The following is a 16,090-nucleotide window of genomic DNA, read 5'->3' as shown; positions in this document are numbered from 1 at the left end:
GTTCTTTTTTGTTTTAACAGCAATACAAAAGTCCAAAAATGCAGCTATTGCAGGCTGGTAATCCGTTATGAATTGAACGAATACCTGTATGAACTGCCGCTATTGCTCCGGTCTGTCAACCGGAATTTTTAAGGTTAGTATAGAATGGCTTTTATGAAAATTTGTATCAACAACTGCTTTTAATGAATTCTGTCTCCTGGTCATTTCATTGCTGTGGAGTACATTGGTAAGCTGCTGCATATTGCCCCCTTCGTTACTAAACTCGGCGGTATAAACAAGATTTCCCTTTTCCAGGCCAATATAAATGCGGCATTGCTGAACGCTTGCTTTTATAAGTGCAATAATGGTTTCTTTAAACAGCAGAAATGTTTCGTGCCGCAGCTGCATATTCAGTTTCAGTTTAAGAATCCGCTCATCTACCTGTAATTCGTATTGGCTAATGTTGCGGTTGTTTTGTGCAGCAATGTATTCGTTTAACCGCAGCACGGTTTTTTCCATGCTGTCGTTTTCGGGATCAATACTCCACAGCATATCATCCATAGCAATAATCATGTTATGGCTTTTGCTGTGGATCTGCTCAATAAACTCTTTCGATTTTTCTGCATCCTTATCGGCCTTAATACGGGCCATTTCGCTAAGCATGTTAATATTGTTCAGTGCCGTATTTACTTCTTCGTGTAAATTGTTTGCTATAGACGTACGCATTTGTAACAGCACTTCTTTCCGTTTCATACGTTCTTTATCTATCCAGTACAAAAGCCCTGCAGCAAGTAACACCAGCAAACCATAAAACCACCAGCTTTTCCAGAACGGAGGTTTTATTACAATAGTAAGCATGGTAACCGGTCCCGACTTCATACCCGGATCTTCTGCTTTTACTAAAAAATGATATGTGCCGGGAGGTAAGTAAGAATAAACAGCTGTAAAGTCACGCTCAGCTAATCGCCACTCTTTATCCAGTGCTTCCATTTTGTAGCGGATAAGATAGGGGTTAACAAAGTTCATGGTAGCAAAAGCAATTTCAATTGAGTTTTGCTGATGTTGTAAAACAATTTGCGGCTGCTGCAATAACGAATCAACAAGCAATGGACGGTTAAGCACTTTAAACTCGTTTATAATTACAGCAGGAAGTACGGGTTCTGATAAACGGATTGCCGAAGGTTGAAACACAATAGCATTACCGGGCGAACCAAAAAATAAACGGCCATCATTAAATCTGAAGGATGATGCCAGCACAAAGTTTTCGTTATCCATACCATCGAGCCTGTCGAACCGTATCACAACTTTTGTTGTAAGATCAACCCGGTACAAGCCGTTTGTGGTAGTAACCCACAAAAAGCCTGCAGCATCTTTTTCCATTGAAGCAATATAGCCCGATGTGTTTGCAGGGTTAATAATAACTCTTGATGTTTTCTTTGCTGTATTGTACAGCACAATACGCTTGCCCAGCGAAATAAGCATCGCTGTATCGTTGTATTGTAAAACACCCGAAACAGCTTCTTCCGGTAATTTGTATGCACCGGCTGCGGAGTTGTTGAATAAAAGCAGTTGCCTGTTTGTTGCAGGGTCAATAACAAAAACGCCATCAGTAGCAGTGGCAACCCAAACATTGCCTTTGTTGTCGCTAATGATCTTGTTGATGTTACGGTCGGGGATAAAGGCTATTTTTTCAATACCTGCATTAAAATCGTTTTTACCTTTTTGTGCATTCCATTTATACAAACCGCTTCCGTTTAAACCGATCCATAAATTGCCGTACTTATCTTCCGAAATGGAACGCACTGTTTTTTGCGGAAGCGATGAAGGATAGTAAACAGTAAAGCGATTATTCTTCTGATCAATTTTACCAACCGATGGCTGTAAACCAAGCCAGATTGTATTACTGTCTTTAGATGCGTACATACTCCATGCAGAGTAGTAATTGTTATTGTCGATGCCCTGCAAGTTCAGCGGAAGCTGATTCCAGCTTTTATCGTAACGATACAAGCCTTCGCTCCAGGTACCCATTAATACAGAGCCATCTTTAAGTGGCATTACCGACATTACCGAACCATCGCCATCTTTACCCGATGCATGATTGGTGTGTTTAATGTTGCTGAAATACTCTTCTTCGGGGTTAAAGCGGTAAATACCGTTGTTACCTGTTGCTATCCAGCTGTTATGCTCTCTGTCTTCATACATGCCCGTTATTGAATTTGCATCGATACCATGGCGGTTATCGCCACCCATTGATACAAACTCGAACTGTTTAGTTGTTTCATTAAAACGTGCAAGCACTTTTAATCCGCTTATCCAAACGCTGCCATTGCTTTGCAGAAAGAAAGGCCTTGTTTCGTAATAGCCACGTTCTTTTGTATGAAAATTGAGTTTTTCGAATACGGGTTGATCCTGCTTTAGATTATAAGCAAACAGTTCGGGATAGCCGGGGCCCCAGCTTTGAAACCACACACGGTCTTGTTTATCGAAAAAGATATTGTAAGGACGGATAGGGCCTTCGTAAAAATCGATCGCTTTTATTTTTTCCACGTTTCGTCCGGCATAGCTGATGGTTTTTGTAACATCATTATACACTGCAAAACCTCCGCCGTGAATGGATATCCAGTAACGTTTTGTTCCGGGCTGTTGTACAAACTCGGCAATAATGGTTCCCGGTTTCGTTTTAAAGAAATTATGTTTCTCAGAAAATTCGTTGCGCCGTTCGTGAAACGTAAGAGTAATAATTGAAGGCATGTGGTAGAACACATGGCCAAATTCATCAACCCGTAAACTCTTTGATACATATTGAATGTTTGGATGCTTGTAGCGAACGGCGGCTTGTTTGAATTTTAGTTTTTTATGATCCCAAATACCAACCGATCCATCGCCAGCCAACAGCCAGATTCTTTTTTTAGAATCGATAACGAGTTGCTGCACATGGCTTACAGGTATGCTGCTGCTGTCGCCTTCAATATGCTTGAACACTTTGTACCGCACACCATCGTAACGTTGCAGCCCATCAATTGTACCGATCCATAAATAGCCCTGCTCGTCCTGCACAACAGTGTTTACCTGGTTCGATAGCAAACCGGTTTCTGTTGTATAGTGTGTAAACGAAAACTGCAGCGGCTTTTGTGCAAAAGCCTCTGTTGTTATAAAAAGTAAAAGCGACGGTAAAAAATACTTGAGCAACAGCGTTGAATTAGGTTCTATCAAAAATAACTGATTGCTGCGTTAAGGTCAACCCGTTCATACAGCATCTTACACAGTTCATTCCCTGTTTTCTGCAGTTGATGTTAAACAGGGCTGGTAAAAGAAGATGCTTACAGCTAGCAAAAGCGCTGTTACAACAGATCATACAACAAAAAGAGCAACTCATGTGCTTTACTGCTGTTCGTGCAATGGAGTAAGGTTATTCTTGTGTAATCATTAAACCTTATTTATATGCACACCGAACAAGCACATGCAAAAAAAATTCTGTTTGCCTGCGTGCCGGGCGACGGGCACTTTAATCCTTTAACAGGATTGGCCAAACATTTACAGCAAACCGGATACGATGTACGCTGGTACACTTCTAATCTGTACAAAAAGAAACTCGACCGTATGCAGATACCGCATTACGATTTTGTACAGGCAAAAGATATTCCGGCAGAAAAAATTGATGAGCTGTTTCCCGAACGTTCAAAGATCAAAAACCCCATTAAAAAACTCAACTTCGACCTGGAGCATTATTTCATTCGTCGTGGGCCAGAGTATTATGCCGACATCCGCAACATTCAAAAAGAATTTGACTTTGATCTGTTGATTGCTGATGTGGCATTTACAGGTATTCCCTTTGTAAAAGATCTTTTGCAAAAGCCGGTTATTTCAATTGGCGTATTTCCGCTTACCGAAACATCAAAAGATCTTCCGCCAAGCGGCTTAGGTATGGAGCCGTCTTATACTTTATTTGGAAAAGTGAAACAGGCTGCATTGCGTTTTGCAGCGCATAAAATTTTGTTTGGCAAAGTAAACAGCTTTGCACACAAGCTTTTTAAACAGTATGCTGTAAAAACAAAAGGCGAATTCATTTTCGATATTATGGCGGTGAAATCGGATTACCTGTTGCAAAGCGGTACACCGGGCTTCGAATACAGGCGCAGCGATTTAAGTGAGCGGGTGCGTTATATTGGTTCGCTATTGCCTTACAGAAGCAGCACTGCTAACAACAGCCAGTGGTACGATGCCCGGTTGAGCAAGTACGAAAAAGTTGTTGTGCTTACACAAGGCACGGTAGAACGTGATGTAAACAAACTGTTGGTGCCTGCATTGGAAGCATTTAAAAACAGCGATGTGTTGGTGATTTGTACAACAGGTGGTTCGCAAACCGAACAGCTGCGTAAACAATACCCGCAACAAAATATTATTATCGAAGATTTTATTTCGTTTGATGATGTAATGCCTTATGCCGATGCTTACATAACCAATGGTGGTTATGGTGGTGTAATGCTTGGCATTGAACATCGGCTGCCAATGGTAGTTGCAGGAATAAACGAAGGCAAGAACGAAATTTGTGCACGCATCGGTTATTTTAAATACGGTGTAAACTTAAAAACAGAAACACCAACAGCAGAACAGCTACGCAAAGCCGTAAACGAAGTGTTGCGTAATGCTGAGTACAAACAGAATATTGAACAATTAGGCGAGGAGTTTGCACAATACAATCCCAACGAACTTACTGCAAAGTATGTGCAGGAGTTAATTGGGGCAGCAATAACATCGGTACAGGTAAGAGCTTAGTATTTAAATAACGGACTTCACAAAAAAGCCCCGCAATTGCGGGGCTTTCTGTTTGAAAAATGTTTTGTTTAATTAGGATTGAAGATGGCCGCAATGATTCCTTTTTTTTCAAAGCTTTCTTCGTAAGCACCACTCATTAAACTGTAGGTATTACTTATTTCAATACCGGCAAGGTTGCCACCTACCTTAATACCTCCAATGGGAAGAGGTGTGCCCGATATACCAATTTCGCCGGTGTTTTTAATGCCCCAGTCGTTAAACTGTTTGTTTTTATCGAACGTAAAATAGAATTGACTTTTTACTTCTGTTTTAGCACCTAAAAATTCGGCCTTTGCACCAACACCCATCAGCAATGTTGATTTGCCGCTTTTAAATTCATGTTCAAAACCAGCCATAATACCTTCGCCTGCTTCAATGGCGTATTTATTACAATCAGCTTTTACTGCAGCACCACCAAGATCTACTTCAATATTCAACCACGACGGACAAGCCATTTTCCAATCACGTTCCGATTGTACAAGGCTATCAAGATTAACCTGTTTGTAATTGGGTACGCAGCCGGCCAACAGGTTGTTTACTTCACCACCGGTATAAAAGATCATTGCTGTGTTGAGGAAAGAAAAATAACCTGAAACCGCATTGTACACCAATGCCTGGTTAGATGGACTGGGATCTAACTGTACAATAGCTACAAGTTGATTGATGTAAGCTTTCCATCTTACCACACCAAGATCGAAGATAGGCTTAACATGATTGCCCAGTTCGCCCACCAACACATCGGCCAATGGTCGTTTTTGATTTTCGCAACAGGCAATTTCAAATTCCTGTTGAACAGCAACACTGGTGCCTGCAGGAGCTTGCGGGCATTTTACTTTAATAATAGCGTTTGCGCCCCGTTGCAAAATTTCCTGAGCAGTGGCCGATTCACTATCGCCATAAGGAATGAGGTATTGAGGAGTAAACTCATCGCCCAACTCCTCCAGCATTGCTTCTACTAAATCGTGATACACTCCGGGATAGACATCGCCTTTAGGTGCGTTGGCTAAAACAGATCTTGCATTCTCATTCCAGAACAGGATCTCTGCATTTACACTTAAGCCAAACACATCAAACTCGCCTTTACGTGCAATAATATCTTTTGATGAAGAAGGAAATTGTGGTAATGAAAACTTGCTGAGCGTGATCTCTTCAAAAAAATCTTTTTGCTTTACGCCTCTGCGTTGGTTACGACGTTGGGCCAATGCACGCAGGTTAAACTTCTTGCCCATTTTATAAGCCATTGCCATTGTACTGCGACGATAAGCTACACTCATTTCACGTTCGAAATACTTCATGGCTGCATCGTACTCTTTTTTGAAATAGTGCAGCATGCCCATGCTGTGGTTGGCTTCGATGTTAAGCGAATCAACATCGAGGCATTTGCGCAAAAAAGCAGCAGCAGTAAACAGATCGCCCAAGCCATAATAACTCTGGCCGAGATTATTTAATACAATACTGCTGTTGGGCAATTGCTGTAAACAATACTGCAACAGCGGCACTGCTTTTTGCTGCACACCAATCATGTTGTACATCGCAGCAAGATTGTTCATCATCTGCAACGAATCGGGATGGGCAACCACCAGCTTCATCATGGTTAGTACGGCCTGTGTTGAATTGTTGTTGTAAAAATTTACAACAGCTGCATCGTGTAGCTGTGCAATATTTTTTGATGCAACAAACTGCTCTACCTCTTTAACTGCAGGTGCAGGAATACCTTTCTGTACCTGCTGAACCGATTGCTGTAAGCTTGTTACCAACTCGGTTCGTGTAGGAGGCTTTATGGGTATAAGTGCCAAACGTTTTACATCTTTTACCGGTGGTTTTATTTCTACATTGGGTAGTATGGATGTGTTAACATTGAGATTGTATTGCTCCGCCATTTGCTGTGCCTTGGCCGTGTTTTGCTGAATCATTTTTTTCTTATACGCTTCCAGCTCAGCAGGGCTCATCTTCATCATCTTATTTACATCGGGCATTGTTTGGGCAAACGAAACTGCCTGCACAAAAAGAAACACCGTAAGAAGAATTGATTTCATAACAGTTGAATTGATGTGTTACAGTTTAATAAACTCCACTCTGCGGTTCGCCGCTTTGCCTTCTTTGCTTTTGTTATCGGCAACAGGTTGTGTTTCGCCTTTCCCATCTGTTTCAATTGCTGCATCGGCAATGCCATATTCTTTCAGGAGTAATTCTTTTACTGCTGCTGCACGTTTTTTCGACAGTTCAAGATTGGCTGCATCATCACCATCGCTGCTGGTATGGCCAATAATCCTGATCTTAACGGTTGGATTTTCTTTTAACACCGTGCCGATCTCTTTAATAATGCCATACGATTCGGGTTTGATCACTGCAGAGTTTACATCAAACAAAATTCCTGTTGTTGAAAATTTACCTTCTTCAATCAGCTTATGTCTTGTATCGGGTAAGCCTGTTGCAATTTTAAGATTGCTTACAAACAAACCATAATCATCTTCGGCATAGTTGGTGTGGCTGATCTTAAAGAACAGCTGATTCATTTTTTGTTCGAGTGGTACAGCCTTGGGTACATCAAATGCTTTTGTTTCGTTGATCCACATACGGAAACGTTCTTTCTGCACCTGTATAGCAACATGCACCGGCACACCGTAATATTTTTCCAGTTCGATGTACTCTTTTGTGTTGCTGTTGAAATAAGCTTTGTTAGTAAGTTTCGATTCTATGTTGAGCCTGCTTGGCGATGCAGCACCCGGGCGGATAACCGCCATTACCGACGCATTTTGATCGTACTCTTTTAATAAACTGTTATCGGTTGTTGTTAAACTACCCGATGCAAGCACACCAACCGAAAGTTCGGGAAAACCCCAACCGTTGTTTTTTAACTGCAGCACCATGTCAAACTCAATGGTATAGTTATCGCCAAACTCTTTTGTGTTATTGCTGAGATAAATGAATGATTTATGTAAACGCAACCATTTACCGTTTTGATCAGGGATGCTTACAACTTCGCCGCTGCCGTTCGTGTTCCAGCCAAGCGGTAATTCGCCAACGGCTTCTGCAGCAAAATCTTCTGCATACAGAATTTTTTCACCTGCAATAAAATCGTATTTGGTAAAGGAAGCAACGGCCGGTTGCTTTTTAGTTTCGGCTGTTGTATTAGTTGTTGTTGATGTTTGCTTTTTTGGTTTGCCTTCAATTTCATCCAGTGCCTCGTCAATAGCCTGGTCGGTTTTGGTATTTACACGTTGGTTTACTTTGCTTTTTACTTTATTGACCAAACCGTTTAATTGTGCGTTGGTTAATGCCGGCATTAAAGCCAGTGCAAGAAGTAGTGTGCTCCATTTCATAAGTGCATGTTTGTTTGATGATAAGATTGTAAAGTTGAAAATGAAAAAGCCGCTTACTAAGCGGCTTTTGTGTGAATTGGTTTAAATGCTGCCTGAATTGTAGTTGTAATAATTATAGTTCAGTTGGTGCTTTTGGTGCAGGAGCTACATTTTCAACAGGCTTTGTTGTTTTTAAATAATAGAAGACAGACCGCAGATCTTCATCGCTCATGTTTTTAAGATTAAACCAAGGCATTGGTGGTAACAGGGGGCGTCCTGTTTCCAGGCCTTTGTATTTTCCTTTGCGGATGGCTGTAAAAAACTGTGCTTCTGTCCAGTTGCCGATACCGGTAGCATCGCTGGTAATATTTGCAGCAAACGACATACCCCAGGGGCCAACAGCATTGGTTAAGTCCGGACCAAACAAAGCCCAGCCTTTCTTTAAATTTTCTTTATCTACTTCCTGTATGGGTCGTGTAGAAGGATAACCCGAAAAACGTAACTCCTGTACAAGCTCCGGTCCGTTGGGACCCATTGTTTTGGGTGAATGACAATCGTCGCAGCCGGAAACAGCTACTAAATATTCGCCACGTTTTACAAGTGAAGCAGAATCGGCTTTAGGTGTTTCCGCAGCAGTTTCTTTGCCACCATTATTACAGGCTATTGCAAGAAGCGTAATAGCAGATACCGTAAATGCAGTATACAATACAGATTTGCGCATAATGATAAAGTTTTTAATTATGCGCAAAATAGATTGCTGCAATCTGCATTTATAAAGCGGCCGGCATGAATTGAGAAAAAGCCTGCATGAATTGTAACGCAGCATTTTCCGCAGTCATCAACATGCATTAAGCAAATACAGCTGTTGCCAATAAAACAAGAAAGCCAGAAATATTTGCTGCCTGCCTGCCGCTGAAATACTGCAGCCATTTGTTACGATAACTGCTCCAGTCTGCCGGATAATTTTCTTCGCTCCAGCTGTTGATGATGGCATTAATGGGCAGATCGCCTTTAACGGTTAATGCAACATCGGCTAACAAAGCCAGGTAGGCGATTACAGAAGCAATACGCAGAAACTCCGAACCATCAATGAAGCAGAGAACAATCAGCACCAAACCACTTACCAATGCTGCATACATTACCGGTTTAAACTTGCGCAGAAAATTCTGATCAATGAGTTTACGTAAACGGATATATGTTGCAGCATCGAGCTGTTCCTGTACATTACGCAGAGCGATCATTTACATAAATGATTGACTGACGATAACACTGTACAGCAACAGGTTGATGAAAAATATAAGTTGAAGAAGCATGGTTTCTTTTTTAAGAATAATTATTTCGCCGCAGGCATTTTTGCAGGTTCGATCGTTTGCAGATAATTGTAGATTGCTTTCAGCTCATCATCTGTCATGTGTTTATAGGTATCCCATGGCATGTGCGTGTGTTTGATGAGCTTTCCTTTTCTGAAACGGTTTTTAAATAATTCAAAGTTCCATCCGTTCAGTCTTCCGCTTTCATCGGGAGTAAGGTTGGGAGAAATCAATGTGTCTTTACCCGGCTCTGCAAACACATTACCACCTGCCATGTGCGGACCAATATAAGCTCCCGTCATCGCATCCCGTTGTGTATGGCAACCTGCACAATTACCAACATAGTTTACAAGATAGCTGCCATAAGCGGCAGACGAATCGGGAGTAATGGTTTTAGGAATCGTACCGTTGGGCCCGGTTGGTTTCAACATAAACGCTTTCACTACTTTACCCATTACGTTAAACTCGTTTTCCGGTACTTTATGCTTTACCGGTTTTTGTGTGCGTATGTAAGAAATGATGGCCTGCATATCGCTTTCGCTTACGTTATGGAAAGGCATAAAGTCGAACATAGCACGACCATCGGAGCCAACACCATAGTAGAGTGTTCTTGCAATTTCTGCATCGCTAAGGTTACCAATGCCGGTTTCTTTATCGGATGTAATGTTTCTTGCGTAGATGTTGCCAATAGGTAATTCAAATTTAAAACCACCGCTTAACGAAGGTTCAATACCCAGCTGCAACAACGAATCAACATTCTGGCTGCTGTGGCAATCGGCACAGTGTGCAATACTAAACACCAGATGTTTACCTCTTGCAATAACAGCACTGTCGGTACTGGCTTTAATAGCAGGATAAGGTGCTTCAAATTTTTGATTTTGACGTGTAGCTGTTAATGCAGTTACAGAAATAATAATGAACAACAGGATAATGCCCGTCCACTTTAAAATTTTGCGGAAGCGTTTCATGATAATAAGGTTTATGCTGCAAAACTTGTTGAATAACGGTTTAAAGAAAACCTGTTCCTGTATGAACTGTTGCGGTGAATGCATGAACTGTTTGAAGTTTTTATGCAGAAAAGGCCAGTTGCAATTCATGCAGTTGTTTTTACAACTCATGCCTTGTTGTGTTGCCTGCAGTAACATGCCATAATAAGTTTGCGTATAGTTACTGTTAACCAAACCTTACATCAATGAACGAAAAACACTTTACCGACAGGCAGCCGCCTGCAACACACGATTGCAACGAGCACAAATGCCCCAACTGTTTTCAATACCGGGGTTGTGTTCATCAATCGTACCCTTTAATTGCTGCCGCCATAAACGAAGCAGCTGTTTTACTGCAACAGCAAAACAATACAGATGAAGAAGAAATGCAGCATCGTGCAGCCTGAGTAATTATTTAAAAAAAATCTGTACACATGCGTGACCTTGTAATGCAGGCAAATGGAAAGCAAAGCAAATGGATAGCTGCTTTATTCCTGCTGCTAGCTTTTTCGGTAATGTATATTCCGCTGTTTAAGTTTCCGTACACGTTTTGTACCATAAGTGTACTGGCTTTTTTATTTACGTGGTTGCAGGATGGAAACATCCGTGTATTACAGTTAAAGAAGTTTACAGCAAAAGATCTGCTGATAACATTGCTTGCATACATTGTACTTGAATGCAGTATGGATTTTATTGTACAGCCTGCAATAACAAAACTTTTTAACGAACCGGCAGATTATTCGGCCTTTACAATGCTTAAAGGCAATACAGGTTTGTATGTAAAGTGGCTGCTTTTAATGTGGCTGAGTGCTGCTTTTGGCGAAGAATTGTTTTTCCGCTCCTATATTATTGCACAGCTGCAACGTATACTTGGCAATAAGCCTGTGTTGCATATAGTCATCAGTGCAGCTTTGTTTGCAGTACCACATATTTACCAGGGAGTTTCCGGTGCAATAACAACCTTTGTTTTTGGTATTGCGTTCGGGTTTATTTATGTACGTTGGAAAAACTGCTGGATCAACGTACTTGTGCATGGCCTCATCGATACCGTTTTTTTAACACTCAGTTATTTAGGTCTTACACATTTCTACGGTGGATAATGTGCCTACCTCTCATCAAAAACATTTTGATTCTCGCCGTTCTTTTCTCAACTTCATTTTCTTAAAACCAATCTGTAATGAGAAAAATTTTTCTGAAGTGCCTGCCCGTAATGGGCTTGCTTGCGTTTGGCATGCAATCAACAGCACAGGTTAAGCTGGAAGAGTTCAAGAACATGAAAGCACGCAACATAGGGCCTGCAGGTATGAGTGGCCGTGTTACTGCCATTGATGCCATACACAGCAATCCCGAGATCTTCTTTGTAGGTGGCGCCAGCGCCGGTGTATGGAAAACAGAAAACGGCGGAGCTACGTGGTCGGCTCTTTTTGATGAACAGCCTATTCTTAATATCGGCTCAATAAAAGTGCAGCAAAGTAATCCTTCTGTAATATGGGTTGGTACAGGTGAAGGGAATCCCCGCAACTCACTCAACCTTGGTGAGGGTATTTACAAAACACTCGATGGCGGTAAAACTTGGAAGCGTATGGGTTTGGAAAAAACAAGAAACATCCACCGCATCCTTATCGATCCAACAAACCCCAATACCGTATATGCAGCAGCTATTGGTAACCCGTACGGCATTCACAGCGAACGTGGTGTGTACAAAACAACTAATGGTGGCGAAACATGGGAGCGTATTTTATATACAAATGATACCAGCGGTTGTGCAGAATTGGTAATGGATCCATCGAACCCCAATAAGATCATTGCAAATATGTGGCAACACCAACGTAAAGCATGGAACTTTAACAGCGGTGGCCCCGGCAGTGGTTTATATATTACCGTTGATGGTGGGAAGAACTGGAAAAAATTAGGTAAAGAAGATGGCATGCCTGCCGGACCAATGGGACGTTGCGGTATTGCCTTTGCAGCTTCGCATCCAAACATTGTATATGCAAAAGTAGAAGCAACCAAAAATGGTTTTTATAAAAGTGAAGATGGGGGCTTTACATGGAAGCTGGTAAACAGCGATCCTGCACAGATCACCGATCGTCCTTTTTACTACCAGGAAATTTATGTTGATCCGAAAAACGAAAACCGCATTTACGATATTCACTCAACAGTAACGTATAGTGAAGATGGTGGAAAGAGTTTTCAAACCATGATCCCTTACAATGGTATTCACCCCGATCATCATGCATGGTGGATCCATCCTACAAACGAAAATTTAATCATTGAAGGTAATGACGGTGGTATCGGCATCAGTAAAGACCGTGGTAAAACATGGCGCTTTGATGAGCAGTTACCTTTCGGTCAGTTTTATCATATCAATGTAGATAATGAAATTCCATACAACGTAATGGGTGGTTTGCAGGATAACGGCAGCTGGCGTGGACCTGCTTACACATGGATCGATGGTGGCATCCGCAATTATTATTGGGAAAGCCTTTGGGGTGGCGATGGTTTTGATGTGGTACCCGACCCAACCGACAGTAAATGGGTATATGCCATGAGCCAGGGTGGATCTGTTGGTCGATATAATGTAGCTACAGGTCAAACAGAATTTGTTCGTCCACCTGCACCGGAAGCAAGAAAGAAAATGCGTTTCAACTGGAACAGTGGTATTGCACTTGATCCGTTTGATAATAACAGTGTTTACTTTGGAAGCCAGTTCCTCCATAAGAGTACAGATAAAGGAACAACCTGGAGCATCATTTCTCCCGATCTTACAACCAACAATCCCGAACAACAGAAAGAAGAAACAGGTGGTTTAACATTAGATATTACAGGTGCAGAAAATTTCAATACCATTATGGCTATTGCACCATCTCCAAAAAACAAAGAAGTTGTTTGGGTTGGTACAGATGATGGTAATGTGCAGTTAACAAAAGATGGCGGTAAAACATGGACCAACTTCCGTGGTAAAATTCCGGGTATGAATGTGGGTGCATGGATTACACAAGTACAGGCAAGTAAGTATAACGAAGCAGAAGCATTTGTTGTGAGCAACGATTACCGTCGTGGTGATTTTGCCATTACTGTTTTCCGCACCAAAGACTTTGGTAAAACATGGGAAAATATTTTGGCGAATAAAGGATTGAAAGGTTATGCACTTTGTATGGTACAGGACCCCACAGAACCAAACCTGATCTTTGTTGGAACAGAACATGGATTGTGGGTGAGTTTGGATAATGCCAAAACATTCCAGCAATGGAAAAACGATTATCCAAGTGTATCAACCTACGACTTAACTATTCAGGAACGTGAAGCTGACCTCATCATTGCAACATTCGGTCGTGCAGTATGGGTGTTGGATGATATTCGTCCGTTGCGTGCAGCTGCAAAAGCAAACGGTGCTGCACAAACTACAAAGCTGAAGGTGATAGAAGCACCAACAGCTTACCAGGCAAACTTCCGCAACGCACCCGGTTACGAGTGGAGCACATGGGGTTTGTTTGAAGGTGAGAACAGAAGAAGAGGAGCGATGCTTTCGTTTTTTGTAAATCATGCAGCCGATACAAGCAAAGCAAAAGCCGATAGTGCAGTTGTTAAGTTTTATGATGATGGAGGCAAACAACTGCGTATGTTGAAGGTAAAAGCAGATAGTGGTTTAAACCGTTTTTACTGGAACTATGATACAAAAGGAAGTCGTTTTCCCGGCAGTCCTAAACCAAGACCCGGTGCAAATGAACAAGGTGGCGGTTGGCCTGTGTATCCCGGTACTTACAAAATGATTGTAACACTTGGTAAGTTCAGCGACAGTACAATGGTTACAGTAAAAGACGATCCACGTGTGCCACAACCTCGTGCAGTGTATGATGCAAAGAAAAAAATGTTCGATCGCTTACAAGTGAGTGCCGATAAATTAACAGCTGCAGTTGATAAGATCGTTGATGCGGAAGAAACACTTACAAAAATGGAAGGACAGTTGCGTGGTGCCGAAGGAAAAGATGTTGACAGTCTGCGTAAGGAAACAACAAAGATGCGTGATGAGATCAAGAAAATCCGGGAAAGCATTTTTGGCCGCACTGCCAGCGACAGACAAGGTATTACCCGTTATGCTGATATTACAACGCAAACTATTTTAGGTGCGGCCCGCCAGGAGATCGGTGGAAAAATTGCAGCACCAACAGCACAAACAGAACGTTTGGTGGTTGAAGCTGAAACAGCAGTAACTGAAAGTGTGAACAGGATCAACGAGTTCACCAGTGGCAAATGGGCTGCTTACAGAAAGTTGGCAGAGAGCACACCGGTGAAGTTGTTTAAGGATTAAGCTAAGAGATTAAAAAAGAAGAATAAGATAAAGAGGGCTGCTTCAAAATGAAGCAGCCCTCTTTCATTAATGAGCTATGCAACTTTCGCTGTCTTCCTTTTCAGAATAAATGCTGTAATAAGCGATACTAATAACCCCACCGGGAAAATTTCAAAATAGGTAAACAGAATAAAGTACAAGGGATTTTTATACATCTCTTTTTGTGTATTCAACTGCTCGGTCAGTTGTTGAATTTCTGCAGGCGTGGAAGTTGCCTTTGAATTCTCGATCATTTGTGCACAATACCTGTCCATAAAATCGGGCATATAGAAATTATACAGGAAAGCCCAGGTAATAACATACATGGTAGAACCGATCAATGCAATGAGCAAACCCATCTTAAATGCCTTTCCAAAACTGATAACACCGCCGTTCTGTTTATCACGGTAGTTTTTAACGGCAACAAAAATGAACGAAAACGCTACCAGCATACTCAGGTAGCCGATCACCATCGACGATACCCCATGATCGGCATTGAGATTATTGTACATCACCGTCATGCTCACACCCATAAAAAGAGAAACAACGAGGCCGGCGATCAGACCGAATACAAGAACATTCTTTTTCATACTTTAATTTTTTTATGAAGTAAAGGTGCTGTTTCCATCGGTGAGAGTGCTCATACTAAAGTATGAAATAGGCTGTGGAGTTGCAAAATCATTCAAAAGGTTGAGGGAAACGCTGGTCGGTACGGTTGCAAACCATCAGACCAAACTCATGAACAGACCTGACAGGTTAATAACTATAATGCTGTCTTTACAACAGGTATGCTGATTGAAATGAAAGCTCAACCTGTCAGGTCGGGCATCTCAATAATATCTACGCAATCAACCCCAACTGCCTTGCCTTTTCCACCGCCTGTGTTCTGCGTTTAACATCCAGCTTCAGAAACAAATTAGAAGAATGTGTTTTTATGGTAGCCAATGAAAGAAATAAACGTTCGGCAATTTCCTGGTTGCTCAGCCCTTCGGCCATCAGCTGCAACACTTCTGTTTCACGGTTGCTTAAGCCAAGCTTTTGTCGTTCACGTTCCATCGCTTCTTTATCCGCTTCGGTCAGTTCCTGTTGATAGACCGTTTTCTCCACAACAATGGTTTCAATTTCTTTCTTCGGCTTTACCAGTTTTAATGCCAGCCAGATGCCCAAACAGGTAAACAGAATAGCAATACAGAGAATATAAATTTCAAAGGAATGACTCAGCAACAGGAATTTGTATTGCAACACCTGCAACAATAAAAGCAACGCAACCAGCGAAGCTGCATAAAGGAACACCTGTTTATATTTCTGCAGAAAGCGCAACATGTGTACTAAAGTACTTCATTCTGTAAAAAGAATAAGCCGCAGATA

Annotated in this window: 12 protein-coding genes; 4 read left to right on the top strand and 8 right to left on the bottom strand. The window is 41.7% G+C overall.

The genetic code is table 11. The features are described from left to right. Positions 1-99: 99 nt before the first annotated feature. Positions 100-3,192, bottom strand: coding sequence for a ligand-binding sensor domain-containing protein (locus tag ESA94_RS09005; protein ID WP_129130555.1), 3,093 nt, complete (start codon positions 3,190-3,192; stop codon positions 100-102). Between the two features lie 228 nt (positions 3,193-3,420). Here ESA94_RS09005 and ESA94_RS09000 point away from each other — a divergent pair, with 228 nt between their 5' ends. Next, the gene (locus tag ESA94_RS09000) at positions 3,421-4,755 is read left to right on the top strand and encodes a glycosyltransferase (protein ID WP_129130554.1); all 1,335 of its coding nucleotides are present in this window, start codon (positions 3,421-3,423) and stop codon (positions 4,753-4,755) included. Between the two features lie 68 nt (positions 4,756-4,823). Here the strand turns inward: ESA94_RS09000 and ESA94_RS08995 are convergent, their stop codons facing one another. From ESA94_RS08995 to ESA94_RS08975, 5 genes are all read right to left on the bottom strand, one after another. Further along, complete coding sequence (locus ESA94_RS08995) at positions 4,824-6,830, bottom strand: tetratricopeptide repeat protein (protein ID WP_129130553.1); 2,007 nt, start codon at positions 6,828-6,830, stop codon at positions 4,824-4,826. A gap of 18 nt (positions 6,831-6,848) precedes the next feature. Beyond that, positions 6,849-8,117 (bottom strand): OmpA family protein, encoded by a 1,269-nt coding sequence (locus tag ESA94_RS08990; RefSeq protein ID WP_129130552.1) that lies wholly within the window; start codon positions 8,115-8,117, stop codon positions 6,849-6,851. Positions 8,118-8,229: 112 nt separating this feature from the next. Then, positions 8,230-8,817, bottom strand: coding sequence for a c-type cytochrome (locus ESA94_RS08985; RefSeq protein ID WP_129130551.1), 588 nt, complete (start codon positions 8,815-8,817; stop codon positions 8,230-8,232). Between the two features lie 127 nt (positions 8,818-8,944). Next, the gene (locus ESA94_RS08980; RefSeq protein ID WP_129130550.1) at positions 8,945-9,337 is read right to left on the bottom strand and encodes a hypothetical protein; all 393 of its coding nucleotides are present in this window, start codon (positions 9,335-9,337) and stop codon (positions 8,945-8,947) included. Positions 9,338-9,429: 92 nt separating this feature from the next. Then, a complete protein-coding gene (locus tag ESA94_RS08975; protein WP_164972682.1) occupies positions 9,430-10,374 on the bottom strand; it encodes a c-type cytochrome in 945 nt (314 codons plus the stop codon). A gap of 224 nt (positions 10,375-10,598) precedes the next feature. On the opposite strand from ESA94_RS08975, the gene ESA94_RS08970 reads away from it, so the two are divergent. The 3 genes from ESA94_RS08970 to ESA94_RS08960 all read left to right on the top strand — a co-directional run bounded on the left by ESA94_RS08970 (position 10,599) and on the right by ESA94_RS08960 (position 14,704). Then, positions 10,599-10,799, top strand: a complete 201-nt coding sequence (locus tag ESA94_RS08970) for a hypothetical protein (protein WP_129130548.1) — start codon at positions 10,599-10,601, stop codon at positions 10,797-10,799. Positions 10,800-10,826: 27 nt separating this feature from the next. Next, the gene (locus ESA94_RS08965) at positions 10,827-11,492 is read left to right on the top strand and encodes a CPBP family intramembrane glutamic endopeptidase (RefSeq protein WP_129130547.1); all 666 of its coding nucleotides are present in this window, start codon (positions 10,827-10,829) and stop codon (positions 11,490-11,492) included. 77 nt (positions 11,493-11,569) lie between these two features. After that, on the top strand, positions 11,570-14,704 hold the full coding sequence (locus tag ESA94_RS08960) for a VPS10 domain-containing protein (protein WP_205755943.1): 3,135 nt from the start codon (positions 11,570-11,572) through the stop codon (positions 14,702-14,704). A gap of 74 nt (positions 14,705-14,778) precedes the next feature. Here the strand turns inward: ESA94_RS08960 and ESA94_RS08955 are convergent, their stop codons facing one another. Continuing rightward, positions 14,779-15,312 (bottom strand): DUF4199 domain-containing protein, encoded by a 534-nt coding sequence (locus tag ESA94_RS08955; RefSeq protein ID WP_129130546.1) that lies wholly within the window; start codon positions 15,310-15,312, stop codon positions 14,779-14,781. A 250-nt stretch (positions 15,313-15,562) separates the two neighbouring features. Continuing rightward, complete coding sequence (locus ESA94_RS08950; protein WP_129130545.1) at positions 15,563-16,045, bottom strand: response regulator transcription factor; 483 nt, start codon at positions 16,043-16,045, stop codon at positions 15,563-15,565. Positions 16,046-16,090 lie beyond the last annotated feature (45 nt).

Source organism: Lacibacter luteus (genome assembly GCF_004118265.1).
GTDB lineage: Bacteria > Bacteroidota > Bacteroidia > Chitinophagales > Chitinophagaceae > Lacibacter > Lacibacter luteus.
Note: the sequence above shows the minus strand (reverse complement) of the source record. Positions and strands in the feature narration are given on the sequence as shown.

Bases quoted from the DNA above. Each gene is read 5' to 3' on its own strand.
- ESA94_RS09000 (WP_129130554.1), top strand. From the start codon at position 3,421: ATGCACACCGAACAAGCACATGCAAAAAAAATTCTGTTTGCCTGCGTG.
- ESA94_RS08995 (WP_129130553.1), bottom strand. From the start codon at position 6,830: ATGAAATCAATTCTTCTTACGGTGTTTCTTTTTGTGCAGGCAGTTTCG.
- ESA94_RS08990 (WP_129130552.1), bottom strand. From the start codon at position 8,117: ATGAAATGGAGCACACTACTTCTTGCACTGGCTTTAATGCCGGCATTA.
- ESA94_RS08985 (WP_129130551.1), bottom strand. From the start codon at position 8,817: ATGCGCAAATCTGTATTGTATACTGCATTTACGGTATCTGCTATTACG.
- ESA94_RS08980 (WP_129130550.1), bottom strand. From the start codon at position 9,337: ATGATCGCTCTGCGTAATGTACAGGAACAGCTCGATGCTGCAACATAT.
- ESA94_RS08975 (WP_164972682.1), bottom strand. From the start codon at position 10,374: ATGAAACGCTTCCGCAAAATTTTAAAGTGGACGGGCATTATCCTGTTG.
- ESA94_RS08970 (WP_129130548.1), top strand. From the start codon at position 10,599: ATGAACGAAAAACACTTTACCGACAGGCAGCCGCCTGCAACACACGAT.
- ESA94_RS08965 (WP_129130547.1), top strand. From the start codon at position 10,827: ATGCGTGACCTTGTAATGCAGGCAAATGGAAAGCAAAGCAAATGGATA.
- ESA94_RS08960 (WP_205755943.1), top strand. From the start codon at position 11,570: ATGAGAAAAATTTTTCTGAAGTGCCTGCCCGTAATGGGCTTGCTTGCG.
- ESA94_RS08955 (WP_129130546.1), bottom strand. From the start codon at position 15,312: ATGAAAAAGAATGTTCTTGTATTCGGTCTGATCGCCGGCCTCGTTGTT.
- ESA94_RS08950 (WP_129130545.1), bottom strand. From the start codon at position 16,045: ATGTTGCGCTTTCTGCAGAAATATAAACAGGTGTTCCTTTATGCAGCT.